The sequence below is a fragment of the Variovorax sp. RO1 genome, assembly GCF_002849325.1.
Lineage (GTDB): Bacteria > Pseudomonadota > Gammaproteobacteria > Burkholderiales > Burkholderiaceae_C > Variovorax.
On sequence record NZ_PKMT01000001.1, the window covers coordinates 754,005 to 769,932 of the forward strand.

Below are 15,928 nucleotides of genomic sequence, written 5' to 3' on the forward strand. Positions count from 1 at the left end.
ACATCGCCCCAGATGAGCAAGAAGTTTTTGCGGGTGCGCCAGACACTTTTGGCGTCAGAACCACCTTCCCACCGGAGACAACCCCTCATGAACTTCCTCGACGGCCACCTCTATCCAGAGAACCAGCAACCCCTGATCATCACGGCCGCGCCCTATGCGCCGGGGTGGATTCCCGCCGACTTCCCGGAAGACATTCCGGTCACGATGGAAGAGCAGATCCAGAAGGCGGTCGACTGCTACGAAGCTGGCGCCACCGTGCTGCACCTGCATGTGCGCGAAGCCAACGGCAAGGGCAGCAAGCGCCTGTCGATGTTCAACGAGCTGATCGCCGGCGTGCGTGCCCGCGTGCCCGAGATGGTCATCCAGGTGGGCGGCTCGATCAGCTTCGCGCCGGAGGACGACGGTTCGGCCGCCAAGTGGCTCAGCGACGACACGCGCCACATGCTGGCCGAGCTCACGCCCAAGCCCGACCAGGTGACCGTGACCGTCAACACCACGCAGATGAACGTGACCGAACACGCCGGCCTGGACGACTTCAAGGGCCTGTCGCGCGGCGACCCGCGGCTGTACTCGACCTACAAGGACATGATCGTGCCCTCGAACCCCAGCTGGGTCGAGGAGCACATTCGCCGCCTCACGGCCGCGGGCATCCAGAGCGAGTTCCAGTGCTACAACATCAACAGCTTCGAGACCATCGAGCGGATGATCCGCCGCGGCGTCTACAAGGGCCCGTTGGTGATGAACTGGGTGGCGATCAGCGGCGGCATGGACCAGGCGAACATCTACAGCCTGGCCAACTTCTTGCGCGCCGCACCCGACGGCTCGGTGGTCACGGTCGAGAGCTCGGTGCTCAACGTGCTGCCCGTGAACATGATCGGCATCGCCCTGGGCCTGCACGTGCGTTGCGGCATCGAGGACGTGCTCTGGAACCAGACCCGCACCGGCAAGATGAGCTCGGTCGAGCAGATCAAGCAGCTGGTGCGCATCTCGACCGAGTTCGGCCGCCCCATCGCCACCGCGCAGCAGGCGCGCGAGATCATGAAGATCGGCGTGTTCTACGAAACCACCGAAGAGACGCTGCAGGCCAACGGCTTCGCACCCAACCGCAACGGTGCCCAGCAGGGCTTCCTGCGCAAGCCGGCCTGATACCGCTGTCGCGGGGGCGATTGACATACCGACTGGTCAGTCGGTAGACTGGGGCCGATCGCGCAGCTCACCGGGCTTCACCGGGCTGCAGGCATCGCACAGAAAGCCCCCCGATGAGCGAGAACTTCGCAGCCGAACTCCATCGCCGCGCCACCACGGCCCTGCAGGCCGGGCGCGCCGACGCGCAAGGGGAGGGCGAGCGCGTGCCGGTCGGCCAGTACACCGACGAAGCCATTGCGCGTGACGAGCGGCGGCTGCTGCAGCGGCATCCGCAGCCGGTGGCTTCCAGCGCGGCGCTCGCGTCGCCGGGCGCGTGGCTGTCGCTCACGCACACCGGCGTGCCGCTGCTGCTGGTGCGCCAGGAGAGCGGGCAGGTGCAAGCCTTCCTGAACGTGTGCCGCCACCGCGGTGCGCGCGTGGTGCCCGAGGGCAGCGGCAGCGAGGCGCGTGCGTTTGTCTGCCCGTACCACGCGTGGACCTACAAACCCGACGGCGCCTTGCGCGGCGTGCCCGAGTCCTTCGGCTTTCCGTGCCTGAAGCAGGAAGAGTCGGGCCTGCGCCGGCTCGCCACGGTCGAGCGCGCGGGCGTGGTCTGGGTCGTGTGCGATCCGTCGCTGGCGGGCAGCGACCCCGGCGCGCACCTGGGCGTGCTCATGGACAACCTCGAATCGCTGGCCGGGCTGCGCACGCCCGTGGCCTATGCGCCGCGCAGCTACGAGGTCGAAGCCAACTGGAAGCTGCTGGTCGACGGCTCCTTCGAGGCCTACCACTTCAAGGTGGCGCACCGCGAGACCATCGCCCACATGTTCCTGCACAACCTGCAGGTGATCGACGAGTTCGACCTGAACCGGCGCCTGTACCTGCTCAAGGCGAAGTTCCAGGAACACGCGCCCGATGTCGCCGGTTTCGATCCGCGTCGCTACGGCAACCTGACCTACTTCTTCTTTCCGAACACGACCATCCTCGTGCAGCCCGACCATGCGCAACTCAGCATGCTGGAGCCGCTGGGCGCCACGCGCACGCGGGTGCACGAGCTCACGCTGATTCCTGAAGCGCCAGCGTCGGAGAAAGCGACGGCGCACTGGGACGCCAACGTCGCGCTGTACCGCCGCACGCTCGCAGAAGATTACGCGCTGGCCGAATCGATCCAGGCCGGGCTCGCATCGGGCGCGAACGACGCGCTGAGCTTCGGCACCTTCGAGTACAGCGCGCCGCGCTTCCATGCGCAGCTCGCGCAACAGGTGGCGGCGATGCCGGCCGCACGCTGACGCGGGCGGGTGTCGCGCGTGCAACAACCAGACCACAAGACACAAGAAAGAATGGCGCGCCTCGCGTCTGATCGCCGGTCGCGTTGTCGCGGCATGCGCTCTTCAGCGTGACGCTCTCCAGCACCGACCGATGGCCACCCTTGCCCTTTCCCGTAAAGAAACGATCCTCGCGCGCGCGGAGCAGCACTTTGCCGACCATGGCTTCCAGGGCGCGTCGCTGTCGGCCATTGCGCGCGATTGCGAGGTCGGCAACCCGGGGCTGCTGCATCACTTTCCGAGCAAGGAAGTGCTGTACCGCGCCGTGCTCGAGAAGCAGGCCGAGGACCTGACGGCGCGCATCTGCAAGCGCGTCGAGGCGGCGCCCGACCTGCCCGCGCGGCTGCAGGCGTTTGTCGCGCTGCAGGTCGAATGGATGCACGCGCGGCCCACGGGCTTCAAGCTCGTCACGCGCGAACTGCTCGACAACGCCGAGCGCATCCAGCATGCGCAGACGCGGCCGCTCGAAGGTTTTCTGCAGGCCAGCCTGGCCTTGGTGGCCGCGGCGCAGAAGGCCGGCCTCGTGCGTAACGACCTGTCGGCCGTGGTGGCGCTCACGCTCATCTTCGGCACGCTGAACTACGCAAAGATGGCACGGCCCACGTTCGCGAAGACCTTTTCCGAGCCCGCGCTGAAGAGCGACGCGGCCTGGATGAAGGCGATGGCGCGCGATGTGTTGCGCGTCATCTCGCCGCCCTGATTTTTTCTTCCTCTCTTTCCAGCAACCCCGACCAAAGGACGTTCCCTTGAAAACCCGCATCACCGAACTCTTCGGCATCCGCCACCCGATCATCCAGGGCGGCATGCACTACGTCGGCTTTGCCGAGCTGGCCGCGGCCGTCTCCAACGCCGGCGGCCTGGGGATCATCACGGGCCTCACGCAGAAGACGCCCGAGCTGCTGGCCCGCGAGATCGCGCGCTGCCACGAGATGACCGACAAGCCCTTCGGCGTGAACCTCACCTTCCTGCCGACCTTTGCCTCGCCGCCGTACCCCGAGTACATCGCGGCCATCGTCGAAGGCGGCATCAAGGCCGTGGAAACCGCGGGCCGCAGCCCCGAGGCCTACATGCCCGCGCTGAAGGCCGCGGGCATCAAGGTGATCCACAAGTGCACCTCGGTGCGCCACGCGCTCAAGGCCGAGCGCATCGGCTGCGACGCGGTGAGCGTCGACGGCTTCGAGTGCGGCGGCCACCCCGGCGAAGACGACGTGCCCAACATGATCCTGCTGCCGCGCGCGGCCGAAGAACTGAAGATCCCGTTCGTCGCCTCGGGCGGCATGGCCGACGGCCGCAGCCTCGTGGCCGCACTCGCGCTGGGCGCCGAAGGCATGAACATGGGCACGCGCTTCATCGCGACCAAGGAAGCGCCGGTGCACGCCAACGTGAAGCAGGCCATCGTCAACGCCTCGGAACTCGACACGCGCCTCATCATGCGGTCGCTGCGCAACACCGAGCGCGTGATCAACAACGCGGGCGTCGAGCGCCTCATCGAGATCGAACGCATCAAGGGCGACGCGCTGAAGATCGACGACATCATGGACCAGGTCGCGGGCATCTACCCGAAGGTGATGACCGAGGGCGACATGGACGCCGGCGCCTGGAGCTGCGGCATGGTGGCCGGCCTGATCCACGACGTGCCCAGCTGCGCCGAGCTCATCGCCCGCATCATGGCGCAGGCCGACGAACTCATCGCCAAGCGCCTCGCAGGCATGCTGCGCGGCTGACCGGTCAACCCCGCTCGACCTGCCGCGCCAGAAAGCTGCAGCTGGCCACCAGCAGCCGCGCCACTTCGGCCACGCTGGATTCGATGCGGTGCTGCGGCCCGGCCACGGCCACCGCCACCGTGTCGTTGTGCAGCTGCAGGAAGGCCGCCACGGCCCACACGTCGCTCACGTTCTCGCCGCGCGTCACGAAGTAGCCGAGCTTGCGGCTGTCGAGCACGTCGGCCACCAGTGCCTCGTGCGCGGTCTTGGTGGTGGCGGTCACCGCGGGCAGCGTGCGCTCCTTGAGCCAGGTGCGCAGCTCGGGCTCCTTCAGGCTGCCCAGCAGCGCCTTGCCGATCGAGCTGGAGTGCAGCGGCTTGAACTCGCCGGGCTTGGCCGAGTAGCGGATGGGGTGCAGGCCCTCGACCACCTGCAGGTAGATCACCGAGTCGCCCTGGCGCTTGCCGAGGATCACGGTCTCGCGCGTGGCGTCGCGCAGCCGCTCGAGCACCGGTGTGGCGCGCTCGATGAACGGGTCTTTGGCGCTGATGTCGTGCATCACGTCGAACATGCGCCGCGTCGGATAGAGCGCGCGCGGGCGGCTCAGCGTGTACAGGTAGCCGCGCGCGGTCAGCGTCGAGACGATGGCGTGGCAGGTGCTCTTGGGCACGCCCACGGCCTCGGCCAGTTCGGTGAGCGACAGCGGGCGCTGGCTCGCCTGGAAGGCTTCGAAGATGTCGATCACCCGCGCGATCGCGGTCACGGTGACGCCAGTCATGGGCGCTTCTCCTGAACGGTGGAACGGACCGGGCGGCGAAATTCAGCCGCCTGAACAAACGGGATCGGCGAGCACGATCCGCGCGGTCATTCTGTCATTCGTTCGTAATGCTGAACATAGGTTCTTGTTCTCGAACAAGTCGGTTCCTACGATCGGTCCACGACACGTTCGACGGAGACATACCAAGGTGCAGCAAGCCAGCCAGGACATCACAGTGGACGCACACGCCGACGGCGTGGTGTGGATCACCATCGACCGCGCCGCCAAGCACAACGCCCTCGCGGGCCGCGTGCTCACGGCGCTGGCCCAGGCGGTCGCCGCGCACGGGGCCCGGCCCGACACGCGGCTGCTCGTGCTGCGCGGCGCCGGCGAGCGCTTCTTCGCCGCCGGGGGCGACCTGGTGGAGCTGTCGGAGGTGCGCGACGAGGCCGCCACCCACGCGATGGTCGAGCGCTCGCGCGGCGCGCTCGACGCCGTGCGGCGCTGCCCGGTGCCGGTGCTGGCGTACCTCAACGGCGACGCCATCGGCGGCGGGGCCGAGCTGGCACTGGCCTGCGACATGCGCCTGCAGGCCGCGCATGCACGCATCGGTTTCATCCAGGCCAAGCTCGCGATCAGCACGGCCTGGGGCGGCGGGCCCGACCTGTGCCGGCTGGTGGGCGGTGCGCGCGCGCTGCGCATGATGGGTCGCTGCGAAATGGTCGATGCCGCGCAGGCCCTGCAGTGGGGCCTGGCCGATGCATCGATTGCAGACGGCGCCGACGGCGAAGACCTGCGCGCCTTCCTCGCGCCGCTGCGGGCGCATCCGCCGCAGGTGCTGCGCGGCATGAAGGCGCAGCTCATCGCGTGGCGCGAAGGGGCGTCGTACAGCGCGCGCCGCGAGGTCGAGCATGCGCAGGTGTTGGCCACCTGGCTGCACGACGACCACTGGCAGGCCTCCGACCGCTTTCTTGCGAAGGCCGCCCGATGAAGCGCGACGACCTCATGCCCAGCGCCGCCAACGAGCCGCGCCTGTACCCCACGAGCCCGACCGGCATCGAGGTGCCCGCCAGCGTCGGTGCCGGCGCCGTGCGGCCTGACCACATCGGCGAGCCGGGTGCGTACCCCTTCACGCGCGGCATCTTCCCGGACGGTTATCAAGGTCGGCTGTGGACCATCCGCCAGTACTCCGGCTTCGGCACCGCCGAGGAATCGAACGAGCGCTACAAGTTCCTGCTGGCCAAGGGGCAAACGGGCCTGTCGGTGGCGCTGGACCTGCCGACCCAGTGCGGGCTCGACCCCACGCACCCGATGGCGCGCCCCGAGATCGGCAAGGTCGGCGTGTCGCTGTCGAACCTCAGCGAGGCGGAGATCCTGTTCAAGGACCTCGACCTGTCGCGCATCTCGACCTCGTTCACCATCAACGGCACGGCCGCGATCATCTATGCGATGTACCTGGCGGTGGCCGACAAGCAGGGCGTGCGGCGCGACCAGCTCACCGGCACCATCCAGAACGACATCCTCAAGGAGTACGTGGCGCGCGGTACCTGGATCTTTCCGGTGCGCCCGTCGATGCGGCTCATTGCCGACACCATCCTGTATTCGAACGAGGTCTCGCCGCGCTTCAACCCGATCAGCATTGCCGGGGCGCATGTGCGCGACGCGGGCGCCACCGCCGCCGAAGAAATGGCCTACACGCTGGCCAACGGCCTGGCCTATGTGGACGAGCTGCGCGCGCGCGGCGGCGACGTCGAGAAGTTCGCCAAGCGGCTGTCGTTCTTCTTCTACGTGCACATGGACTTCTTCGACGAGATCGCGAAGTTCCGCGCCGGCCGCCGGCTGTGGGCGCGCCTCATGAAGGAGCGCTACGGTGTGCAGGACCCGAAGGCCCAGCACTTCCGCTTCGGCGTGGTGTGCGGCGGCTCGTCGCTGGTGGCGCCGCAGCCCTACAACAACGTGGTGCGCGTGGCGGTGGAAACCATGGCCGCCGTGTTCGGCGGCGCGCAGTCGATCTTCACCTGCGCGTTTGACGAAGCCTTCCAGATTCCGACCGAGTTCTCGGCCGAGCTGGCGGTGCGCACGCAGCAGATCCTGGCCTATGAAAGCGGCATCGGTCGCACCGTCGATCCGCTGGGCGGCAGCTACTTCCTGGAGCAGCACACCGACCGCATCGAGGAACAGATCGTGCGCGTGATGGACGAGATCGACGCCTACGGCGGCGTGGTGCGCGCCATCGAGGAAGGTTGGATCCAGATGCGCCTGGCCGAGCGCGGCCTGGAGCGCAAGCTCGACAACGACGCCGGGCGCACCGTGGTGGTGGGGCAGAACCACTTCAAGAAGCAGAACGAAGAGGTCAAGGTCGGCGAGGTCTTCACGCTCGACCCCACCGTGGCGCAACGCGCGCTGGAGAAGTTCCAGCGCACGCTCGACACGCGCGACAACGCGGCCGTGGCGCGCTCGCTCGCGCGGTTGTCGGCCGCGTCGGCCAAGGACCGCGAGAACGTCATGCCCTACCTCGTGGAGTGCTGCCACGCCTACGCCACCGTCGGCGAGATGGTGGCCTGTCTCAAAGCCCAGTGGGGCGAATTCAAGGAGCCGGTGAACCTATGAGCACGCAGCAACCAGGCACCGCCGCGCTCGCGGCCCGGCGCATCCTGATCGGCAAGCCCGGCCTCGACGGCCACGACATCGGCGCCAAGATCATCGCCCTGACCCTGCGCAACGCCGGCGCCGAGGTGATCTACACCGGCCTGCGCCGCAGCCCGCTGCAGATCGCGCAGGTGGCGGTCGACGAAGGCGTCGATGCGGTGGGCCTGAGCATCCTGTCGGGCAGCCACAAGGAGCTGGTGTCGGAAGTGATCGCGCAGCTGCGCGAGCTGAAGGCGCACGACGTGAAGGTGTTCGTCGGCGGCACCATCCCGGCCGAAGACCATGCCCACCTGCGCGCGCTCGGCGTGAGCGCGGTCTTCACGGCGGACATGCCGCTGGAGCAGGTGGTGGCGTTGCTGGCGGAGTGCCTCGCATGAGCACGGCCGGGCCGCTCGATGGCATCCGCATCATCGAAGTCGGCCACATGCTGGCTGGACCTTACTGCGGCCTGATGCTGGCCGACATGGGCGCTGAGGTCATCAAGATCGAGACGCCCGAAGGCGACATCGCCCGCAGCGTCAGCCCGCATTTCATCGGCCCGCACAACGCCTACTTCGCCAGCCTCAACCGCAGCAAGAAGAGCGTGGTGCTCGACCTGGCCAGTGCCGACGGGCAGGAGGCGCTGGGCCGCATCGCCGAGACCTCGCACGCGGTCATCACCAACCTGCGGCCCTCGGCGATCCGCAAGCTCGGCCTCACGTACGACGCGATGCGGCAGTGGAACGAGCGCATCGTCTGCGTCGCGCTCACCGGCTACGGCCTGGACGGACCGCACGCCGACAGCCCCGCCTACGACTACGTGATCCAGGCGCTGACCGGCGTGATGGCGCTCACCGGCGACCCCGACGCACCGCCCACCAAGGCCGGCTATTCGGCCGTCGACAACTCGGCGGGGCTTGTGGCCGCGGTCGGCTTGCTGGCCAAGATCGTGCAGGGGCAGGGCGGGCAGGTCGATGTCGCGATGTATGACGTGATGCTCTCGCAGCTCAACTACCTGGCCGGTGCCGTGCTCAACGCGGGCGAGACCGTGGCGCGCCAAGCCGACTCGTCGCACCCCTACGTGGTGCCGGCGCAGATCTTCCCGACCGCCGACGGCTGGCTCACGCTGTTCATCACGCACGACAAGTTCTGGAAGATCTTCTGCGACGAGGTCGGCCATTCCGAATGGACCACCGACGCGCGCTTTTGCACCATGGCCGGCCGGCGCGCGCACCGAACCGAGGTCATCGCCGCCATCGCGCAGCTGTTGCGCGGCGCGCCGGCGGCCGAGTGGGTGCGGCGGCTGGTGCCGCTGGGCGTGGTGGCGGCCGAGGTCGGCACGCTGAACGATGCGCTGTGCGGCGACATCGCCACCGCGCGGCGGCTGGTGGTGTCGCTGGGCGACGGCAGCCTGCCGCTGCAGGCCGTGGCCAGCCCGATCCGCTTCGACGGTTTCACGCCGCGCTACGGCCTGCCGCCGCTGCTCAACGAGCATGCGGACGAAGTGCTGGGGAAGGTGGTGGCATGAGCATGCATGTTGCGCCGCTCGACCGGTGGGCCTTGAGCCGCGAACTCACGCGGCTGGCGAACGCCGACCCGATGGCGCTGGCGCGCGAGCCGCTGCGCGATCCGCCGGCACATGCGGCGCGGCGCGTCGGCATCACCGGCGCCCCCGGCGCAGGCAAGAGCACGCTGGTCGGCCACCTCGCGCAGTTACGGGCGCCGCGCGGGCGCCTCGGCGTGCTGGCCGTGGACCCGAGCAGCCCGAAGAGCGGCGGCGCCATCCTCGGCGACCGCGTGCGCATGGACGAACTCGCGGGCAATGCGCAGCTGTACATCCGATCGCTCGGCTCGCGGCGCACCGGCGACGGCCTGGCCGACAACCTGCCCGAGATGCTGGAACTGATGGACCGCTTCGGCTTCGACGAGGTGCTGCTCGAAACCGTCGGCGTCGGCCAGGCCGAGCACGCGGTGCGCGCGCAGGTCGACACCCTGGCGCTGGTGCTGCTGCCCGACAGCGGCGACATCGTGCAGGCCATGAAGGCCGGCATCATGGAAATGGCCGATATCTTCGTGGTCCACAAGGCGGACCTGCCGGGCGCGCAGCGCATGGCGACCGACATCCGCCGCATCGCCACGATGGCGCGCCACGCGCCGGGCGACTGGGTGCCGCCCATCCTGCTGAGCGCGGCCGGCGACCCGGCATCGCTGCAGGCGCTGTCGGACACCATCGACCGCCACCAGGCCTGGCACGCGCAAGCGCTTGAGGTACGCGCGCTCGCCCGCGCGCGGCGTGCGCGCTACCGGCTGCGCCGGCTGCTGGAGCTGCGCATCGGGCAGTTCATCGCGCAACAGGATGGTGCTTTTTTCGACACGCCCATCGCCGATCAGTTGGCGCAGGCCGTGGCTGCGTTGCTGCACGCAGAGGAGACCCCATGCTGAGACGTGACCTGATGCTTGCGGCCGGTGCGCTGCCCTGCGGCCTGCTGTCGGCGCCCGCCGCCGTGGCGACCGAGACCGCCTTTCCGTCCAAGCCCGTGCGCATCGTCGTGCCGCAGACGCCGGGCGGCGCGTCCGACGTGCTGGCGCGCATCGTCGGCCAGAAGCTCGGCGAGAAGTGGGGCCAGCCGGTGATCATCGAGAACCGTGCGGGCGCGGGCGGCAACGTGGGCATGGAAGCCGTGGCCACCGCGCCGGCCGACGGGCACGTGCTGCTGATGAGCTACGTGGGCACCCAGGCCATCAACGGCGCGCTGTACCCCAAGCTGCCCTTCGATCCGGTGGCCGACTTCGCCCCCGTGGCCATTCTTGCCACGCTGCCCTTCGTGCTGGTGACGCGTGCCGATGCGCCCTGGCGCAGCGTTCCCGAGCTCATCGAGGTTGCGGGGCGCGAGCGGGTCACCTACGGCTCGGCGGGCAATGGCTCGGTGAACCACCTGCTGGGCGAGATGTTCAACACCGCGGCCCATCGCCAACTGGTCCACATTCCCTATCGGGGTGCGGCGCCGGCCCTGCAGGGGTTGATGGGCGGGCAGATCGACCTGGTGTTCGCGAGCCTGCCATCGGTGGCCGCGATGCTGCGTGCCGGAACCTTGCGCGCCGTGGCCGTCACGAGTGCGCGCCGCGCGGCGGCCTTCCCCGAGATCGCCACGGTCGCCGAAGCGGGCCTTCGCGATTTCGATGTGAACCCGTGGTTCGGCCTGATGGCACCGAAGCGCACACCGGCCGAGACCGTGCGCCGCCTCAACGCCGACGTGAACGAGGTGCTGCGCAACCGCGAGATCGTGGCCAGCTTCTCGGCGCAGGGCGCCGAGCCTGCGCCGACCTCGCCCGAAGCCTTCGGCCAGCGCCTGCGCACCGATGCGGTGACGTGGAGTGCGGTGGTGCGTCGCTCCGGCGCACGCGTGGATTGAGAACGCCGTGAAGCGCGAAGCCATCCGCACGCTCAAGAAGTCGCTGCGTACCGGCGGCGAAGCGCACGCATCCCCGCAGCAGGCGCAGGACGCGCGCGCGGCGGCGCTCGCGCTGCTGGAGCGCAGCGTCGCCATGCGGCACGACCGGCTGGCGATCCAGCGGCTGCTCGATGCCGTGCGCCTGCGCGCCCCTGTCGCACCGGCGCTCTGGGCGCACTGCGAGGCCGCCGCGGCGCGCCTGCCGGGGCCTGTGCGGCCTCAGATGTTGCAACTGCTGCGCCACCAGTCGGCGCAGCACGCCAGCCATGGGAGCCCCGCAGCGGACCGATAGCGTTCGAAACCTACGACAGAAGAAGGAGACAAAAAAATGCAAAAGCATTCGAAGAAGACGACGACACGAGAGTTCCCGTTCACTCAGCCACTGCGCCGACGCCTCGCGGCGGCCGTGCTGGCTGCCATCGCCGCACCGGCCTTTGCGCAAGGCAACGACGACGTCGTTCGCATCGGCGTGATGGCCGACATGAGCGGTCTCTACTCCGACATGGGCGGCGCGGGTCTGGTGGAGGCTGTGAAGATGGCCGTCGCCGACGCAGGCGGCAGCGTGAACGGCAAGAAGATCGAGGTGATCACGGCCAACCATTCGGCCAAGCCCGACATCGCCGCGACCAAGGCGCGCGAGTGGTTCGACACGCAGGGCGTGGACATGATCATCAGCGGGCCCAGCTCGGGCACCAGCCTGGCCATTGCCAAGATCGCGGCCGAGAAGAAGAAGGTCGTGATGGTGACCGGCGGCGTGGCGGCGCAGCTCACCAACGAAGAGTGCTCGCCCTACACCGTGCACTACCTGTACGACACCGTGGCGCTGGCGCGCGGCACCGGCGCCGCCATGACGCGCCAGGGCGGCAAGAGCTGGTACTTCCTGACGGTGGACTACGCCTTCGGCGATTCGCTCGAGAAGGAGACCACGCAGGTCGTCCTGGCCAACGGCGGAAAGGTCGTCGGCAGCGTGCGGCACCCGCTGTCGGCCACCGACTTCTCGTCGTTCCTGCTGCAGGCGCAGGCCTCGAAGGCGCAGGTGCTGGGCCTGGCCAACGGCGGCGGCGACACCATCGGCGCCATCAAGGCCGCGCAGCAGTTCGGCGTCACCAAGACGATGAAGATCGCGGGCCTCATGCTCTTCATCACCGACGTGCACGCGCTCGGCCTGAAGCTCACGAGCGGCATCAACCTGACCGAGGCCTGGTACTGGGACACCGACGAGCGCTCGCGTAAGTGGTCGGCCCGCTTCTTCGAGAAGATGAAGAAGATGCCTACCAGCATGCAGGCCGCCAGCTACTCGGCCGCGCTGCAGTACCTGAAGGCCGTGGGCGCGGCCCGTTCCGACGGCGCCGATGCGGTAATGACGCAGCTGCGCACGCTGAAGATCGACGACATGTACACGTCCAGCGGTCACATCCGCGGCGACGGGCGCATGGTGCACGACCTGCAGCTCATGGAGATCAAGAGCCCGGCCGAATCGAAGCGCCCGTGGGACTACTACAAGCCGGTGCAGCGCATTCCGGGCGAACAGGCCTTCGCGTCCAAGGCGGAATCGAAGTGCAAGAACTGGAGTTGAAGCGGCGCGATGCTGCTTTGCAAGACGACCCTTTCCAACCTCACGACCCCACCACAGGAGACAAGACCATGACAGCCAACCCCCGTGCCATTCCTCCCACCGTCGCACCGTCCGAGCAGGTGAAGGCCGCCATCGCCGCCGCAAAGGAACTGCCGCTGCTCGATGTCGGTCCCTACCTCGCCGGCGAGCCCGGCGCGCTGGAGCAGCTGGCCGCCGACGTGAAGCTCATTCAGGAGAACCTGGGCTTCTTCGCCATCGTGAACCACGGCATTCCGCAGTCGCTCATCGACGAATCGTTCGCGCAGACCGCCAAGCTGTTCGAGCTGTCGATGGAAGAAAAGCTGCGCCACCGCGTCGGCCACCACCACCAGGGCTACCTGCCGCCGAAGTCGTCGATTTTGAAGTCGACCGCCATCATGGAAAAGATCGCGGTCAACACCAAGAAGGACACCAACGCCGCCTGGCTCTTCATGCGCAACCGCGACGCCGACGACCCGAAGGTGCGCGCCAACGTGCGCCACCGCGGCCTGAACCAGTGGCCCGAGAGCCTGCCGGCCTTCAAGACCGCGCTGCATGCCTACCAGACCGCGATGGAGAAACTGTCGCTCAAGCTGCTGCCCATCTACGCACGCGCGCTCGGCCTGCGCGCCGAGCACTTCGATCCGATGTTCAAGGCGCCCGAGTACTACCAGCGCTGCGCCTACTACCACCCCGAGGAACACATGGACGAAGGCCAGTACGCGCTCGCGCCGCACTCCGACGGCAGCTTTCTCACGCTGCTGCCGATGACGCCGGTGCCGGGCCTGCAGGTGATGACGCCGGCCAAGGAATGGCTCAAGGTCAGCTACGTGAAGGACGCGCTCATCGTCAACACCGGGCAGGTGCTCAACCGGCTGTCGAACGACCACTTCATCGCCACGCCGCACCGCGTCGTCAACCCGCCGATGAAGCGCTATGCGCTGACCTTCTTCTTCTACCCCGACGACGACGCCAGCGTCGCACCCATTCCCGAGTGCATTGCGCCGGGCGAGCAGGCGCGCTACGACACGCGTTCGTTCTACGACTTCTTCGTGCCCTACCTGGACGACCTGTACCACTACAACGACCCCAACTTCATGAAGGAAGTCGAGCCCGCCGGCGTGACCGCACAGGCCTGAGATGAAACGCCAGATGTTGATCGACGGCCGCTGGGTCGATGCGCTCTCGGGCGAGACCCTGCCGGTGGTCGACCCGTGCAGCGCACAGCCCTTCGGCACCCTGGCCCGCGGGCGGGCCGAAGACGTGGACCTGGCGGTGGCCGCCGCGCGCCGCGCGCTCGACGGCGCCTGGGGCCGCATGACAGCCACCGAGCGCGGGCGCATCCTGCAGCGGCTCGCGCAGCTCATCTTGGCCAACGGCGAGGCGCTGGCGCAGCTCGAAGCGCGCGACACCGGCAAGCCGATGGCCGTGGCGCGCGCCGACGCGGCGGCGGTGGCGCGCTACTTCGAGTTCTACGGCGGCGCGGCCGACAAGGTGCACGGCCAGACCATTCCGTACCTCAACGGCTACAACGTGAGCGTGCAGCGCATCCCGCATGGCGTGACGGCGCACATCATTCCGTGGAACTACCCCGCGCAGATGATGGGCCGCACGCTCGCACCCGCGCTGGCGATGGGCAACGCGGCGGTGGTCAAGCCGTCGGAAGACGCGTGCCTCAGCGCGCTGAAGCTCGCCGAGCTGGCGATGGAAGCCGGCCTGCCGCCGGGCGCGCTGAACATCGTGACCGGCCTGGGCACCGAAGCCGGCGCGGCGCTCACCGCGCACCCGGGCATCGACTTCGCGACCTTCACCGGCTCGCCCGAGGTCGGCATGCAGGTGCAGCAGGCCACCGCGCGCCACCACGTGCCCTGCGTGCTGGAGCTGGGCGGCAAGTCGCCGCAGATCGTGTTCGACGACGCCGACCTGGCCAAGGCCGCGCCGATCATCGTGCGTGCCATCGTGCAGAACGCGGGCCAGACCTGTTCGGCCGGCAGCCGCCTGTTGGTGCACAAGGGCATCTACGACCGCTTCGTCGACACCATCGCGACGCACTTCGCGGCGCTGAAGGTCGGCACCCCGGAGCAGGACCTCGATTGCGGGCCGATGATCAACGCGCGGCACCAGGCGCGCGTGCAGGCCATCGTGCGCGACGCGGTGGCCGAAGGCGTGCCGCGCCTGGCCGAAGGCAAGCTCGCCGACGGCCTGCCGCCCGGAGGTTTTTTTGTCGCGCCCGTGCTCTTCGGCCCGGTGCCGCGCACGCACCGGCTGGCAAGCCAGGAGATCTTCGGCCCCGTGCTCGCGGCGATGCCCTTCGACGACGAGGACGATGCGGTGCAGCTGGCCAACGCCACCGAGTACGGCCTGGTGGCCGGCGTGTGGACCGAGAACGGCAACCGGCAGGCGCGCATGGCGCGGCGGCTGGCGAGCGGCCAGGTGTTCATCAACTGCTACGGCGCGGGAGGCGGTGTCGAGCTGCCCTTCGGCGGCGTGAAGAAGAGCGGCTACGGCCGCGAGAAGGGTCTGCTGGCGCTCGATGAAATGAGCACCACCAAGACCGTGGTCCATCACTACGAATAAGGAGACTCACACCATGTCGATGCTCAACCAGAAGACGGCGATCGTCACCGGGGCGGGGAGCGGCTTCGGCGCCGCCATCGCCCGCGCGTACGTCGCGGCGGGCGCGAAGGTCGTGCTGGCCGATATCAACCTGGAGGCCGCGCAGGCGGTGGCCTCGGCGCTGGGCGACAACGCCATGCCCGTGGCCTGCGACGTGACGCGCTTCGACCAGGTGCAGGCGCTGGTGGCGCAAGCCACGGCGCGCTTCGGCGGGCCCGACATCGTCATCAACAACGCAGGCACCACGCACCGCAACCAGTCGATGCTCGACGTCGACGAGGCCACCTTCGACCGCGTGTTCTCGGTGAACGTGAAGTCGATTTATCACATGGCGCGCGCCGTGGTGCCGGTGATGAAGCAGAACGGGGGCGGCGTGATCCTCAACATCGGCTCGGTCGGCGCCATCCGGCCACGGCCCGGCCTCACCTGGTACAACAGTTCGAAGGGCGCGGTGCGGGTCATGACGAAGTCGATGGCGGTCGAGCTCGCGCCCGACGGCATTCGCGTGAACCTCATCGCGCCCGTGATGGCCGCCACGGGCCTGCTGCAGGATTTCATGGGCGTGGCCGACACCGCAGACAACCGCGCGCGTTTCGTCGCGACGATCCCGCTGGGGCGCATGTGCGACCCGGAAGACGTGGCGAACGTGGCGGTGTTCCTGGGGAGCCCGCAGGCGCACTTCCTGACCGGGGTCGAGATGCCGGTGGACGGCGGGCGGTCGATCTGAA

At 68.6% G+C, this 15,928-nt stretch carries 16 protein-coding genes; 15 read left to right on the forward strand and 1 reads right to left on the reverse strand.

The annotated features are described in order from the left end of the window. Positions 1–87 precede the first annotated feature (87 nt). The 4 genes from CY658_RS03495 to CY658_RS03510 all read left to right on the forward strand — a co-directional run bounded on the left by CY658_RS03495 (position 88) and on the right by CY658_RS03510 (position 4,174). Complete coding sequence (locus tag CY658_RS03495; RefSeq protein WP_101488875.1) at positions 88–1,146, forward strand: 3-keto-5-aminohexanoate cleavage protein; 1,059 nt, start codon at positions 88–90, stop codon at positions 1,144–1,146. Between the two features lie 113 nt (positions 1,147–1,259). Further along, positions 1,260–2,414: an aromatic ring-hydroxylating oxygenase subunit alpha gene (locus CY658_RS03500; protein WP_101488876.1), complete on the forward strand. Its 1,155-nt coding sequence runs from the start codon at positions 1,260–1,262 to the stop codon at positions 2,412–2,414. Positions 2,415–2,544: 130 nt separating this feature from the next. Beyond that, the gene (locus CY658_RS03505; RefSeq protein ID WP_180838855.1) at positions 2,545–3,150 is read left to right on the forward strand and encodes a TetR/AcrR family transcriptional regulator; all 606 of its coding nucleotides are present in this window, start codon (positions 2,545–2,547) and stop codon (positions 3,148–3,150) included. A 46-nt stretch (positions 3,151–3,196) separates the two neighbouring features. Continuing rightward, a complete protein-coding gene (locus CY658_RS03510; RefSeq protein WP_101488878.1) occupies positions 3,197–4,174 on the forward strand; it encodes an NAD(P)H-dependent flavin oxidoreductase in 978 nt (325 codons plus the stop codon). Positions 4,175–4,178: 4 nt separating this feature from the next. On the opposite strand, the gene CY658_RS03515 is transcribed toward CY658_RS03510, so the two are convergent. Then, on the reverse strand, positions 4,179–4,931 hold the full coding sequence (locus tag CY658_RS03515; protein WP_101488879.1) for an IclR family transcriptional regulator: 753 nt from the start codon (positions 4,929–4,931) through the stop codon (positions 4,179–4,181). Positions 4,932–5,118: 187 nt separating this feature from the next. On the opposite strand from CY658_RS03515, the gene CY658_RS03520 reads away from it, so the two are divergent. The 11 genes from CY658_RS03520 (at position 5,119) to CY658_RS03570 (ending at position 15,927) form a co-directional block, all read left to right on the forward strand. Then, the gene (locus CY658_RS03520; RefSeq protein ID WP_257884659.1) at positions 5,119–5,901 is read left to right on the forward strand and encodes an enoyl-CoA hydratase/isomerase family protein; all 783 of its coding nucleotides are present in this window, start codon (positions 5,119–5,121) and stop codon (positions 5,899–5,901) included. Then, positions 5,898–7,520: an acyl-CoA mutase large subunit family protein gene (locus tag CY658_RS03525; protein ID WP_180838856.1), complete on the forward strand. Its 1,623-nt coding sequence runs from the start codon at positions 5,898–5,900 to the stop codon at positions 7,518–7,520. The genes CY658_RS03520 and CY658_RS03525 overlap by 4 nt, the downstream gene beginning before the upstream one ends. Next, positions 7,517–7,936, forward strand: a complete 420-nt coding sequence (locus CY658_RS03530; protein ID WP_101488881.1) for a cobalamin B12-binding domain-containing protein — start codon at positions 7,517–7,519, stop codon at positions 7,934–7,936. The genes CY658_RS03525 and CY658_RS03530 overlap by 4 nt, the downstream gene beginning before the upstream one ends. Continuing rightward, the gene (locus tag CY658_RS03535; RefSeq protein WP_101488882.1) at positions 7,933–9,066 is read left to right on the forward strand and encodes a CaiB/BaiF CoA transferase family protein; all 1,134 of its coding nucleotides are present in this window, start codon (positions 7,933–7,935) and stop codon (positions 9,064–9,066) included. Before CY658_RS03530 ends, CY658_RS03535 begins: the two co-directional genes overlap by 4 nt. Next, complete coding sequence (locus tag CY658_RS03540; protein ID WP_257884660.1) at positions 9,063–9,980, forward strand: ArgK/MeaB family GTPase; 918 nt, start codon at positions 9,063–9,065, stop codon at positions 9,978–9,980. The genes CY658_RS03535 and CY658_RS03540 overlap by 4 nt, the downstream gene beginning before the upstream one ends. After that, complete coding sequence (locus CY658_RS03545) at positions 9,974–10,951, forward strand: Bug family tripartite tricarboxylate transporter substrate binding protein (protein ID WP_225616781.1); 978 nt, start codon at positions 9,974–9,976, stop codon at positions 10,949–10,951. The genes CY658_RS03540 and CY658_RS03545 overlap by 7 nt, the downstream gene beginning before the upstream one ends. 7 nt (positions 10,952–10,958) lie before the next feature. Then, positions 10,959–11,282, forward strand: a complete 324-nt coding sequence (locus CY658_RS03550; RefSeq protein ID WP_101488883.1) for a hypothetical protein — start codon at positions 10,959–10,961, stop codon at positions 11,280–11,282. 36 nt (positions 11,283–11,318) lie between these two features. Beyond that, positions 11,319–12,566, forward strand: coding sequence for an ABC transporter substrate-binding protein (locus tag CY658_RS03555; RefSeq protein WP_101488884.1), 1,248 nt, complete (start codon positions 11,319–11,321; stop codon positions 12,564–12,566). Between the two features lie 68 nt (positions 12,567–12,634). Then, complete coding sequence (locus tag CY658_RS03560) at positions 12,635–13,723, forward strand: isopenicillin N synthase family dioxygenase (RefSeq protein WP_101488885.1); 1,089 nt, start codon at positions 12,635–12,637, stop codon at positions 13,721–13,723. 1 nt (position 13,724) lies between these two features. Then, positions 13,725–15,161, forward strand: coding sequence for an aldehyde dehydrogenase family protein (locus CY658_RS03565; protein WP_101488886.1), 1,437 nt, complete (start codon positions 13,725–13,727; stop codon positions 15,159–15,161). A 13-nt stretch (positions 15,162–15,174) separates the two neighbouring features. Next, complete coding sequence (locus CY658_RS03570) at positions 15,175–15,927, forward strand: SDR family oxidoreductase (protein ID WP_101488887.1); 753 nt, start codon at positions 15,175–15,177, stop codon at positions 15,925–15,927. Position 15,928: the final 1 nt, after the last annotated feature.

Bases quoted from the DNA above. Each gene is read 5' to 3' on its own strand.
- CY658_RS03495 (WP_101488875.1), top strand. From the start codon at position 88: ATGAACTTCCTCGACGGCCACCTCTATCCAGAGAACCAGCAACCCCTG.
- CY658_RS03500 (WP_101488876.1), top strand. From the start codon at position 1,260: ATGAGCGAGAACTTCGCAGCCGAACTCCATCGCCGCGCCACCACGGCC.
- CY658_RS03505 (WP_180838855.1), top strand. From the start codon at position 2,545: ATGGCCACCCTTGCCCTTTCCCGTAAAGAAACGATCCTCGCGCGCGCG.
- CY658_RS03515 (WP_101488879.1), bottom strand. From the start codon at position 4,931: ATGACTGGCGTCACCGTGACCGCGATCGCGCGGGTGATCGACATCTTC.
- CY658_RS03525 (WP_180838856.1), top strand. From the start codon at position 5,898: ATGAAGCGCGACGACCTCATGCCCAGCGCCGCCAACGAGCCGCGCCTG.
- CY658_RS03530 (WP_101488881.1), top strand. From the start codon at position 7,517: ATGAGCACGCAGCAACCAGGCACCGCCGCGCTCGCGGCCCGGCGCATC.
- CY658_RS03535 (WP_101488882.1), top strand. From the start codon at position 7,933: ATGAGCACGGCCGGGCCGCTCGATGGCATCCGCATCATCGAAGTCGGC.
- CY658_RS03540 (WP_257884660.1), top strand. From the start codon at position 9,063: ATGAGCATGCATGTTGCGCCGCTCGACCGGTGGGCCTTGAGCCGCGAA.
- CY658_RS03545 (WP_225616781.1), top strand. From the start codon at position 9,974: ATGCTGAGACGTGACCTGATGCTTGCGGCCGGTGCGCTGCCCTGCGGC.
- CY658_RS03555 (WP_101488884.1), top strand. From the start codon at position 11,319: ATGCAAAAGCATTCGAAGAAGACGACGACACGAGAGTTCCCGTTCACT.
- CY658_RS03560 (WP_101488885.1), top strand. From the start codon at position 12,635: ATGACAGCCAACCCCCGTGCCATTCCTCCCACCGTCGCACCGTCCGAG.
- CY658_RS03565 (WP_101488886.1), top strand. From the start codon at position 13,725: ATGAAACGCCAGATGTTGATCGACGGCCGCTGGGTCGATGCGCTCTCG.
- CY658_RS03570 (WP_101488887.1), top strand. From the start codon at position 15,175: ATGTCGATGCTCAACCAGAAGACGGCGATCGTCACCGGGGCGGGGAGC.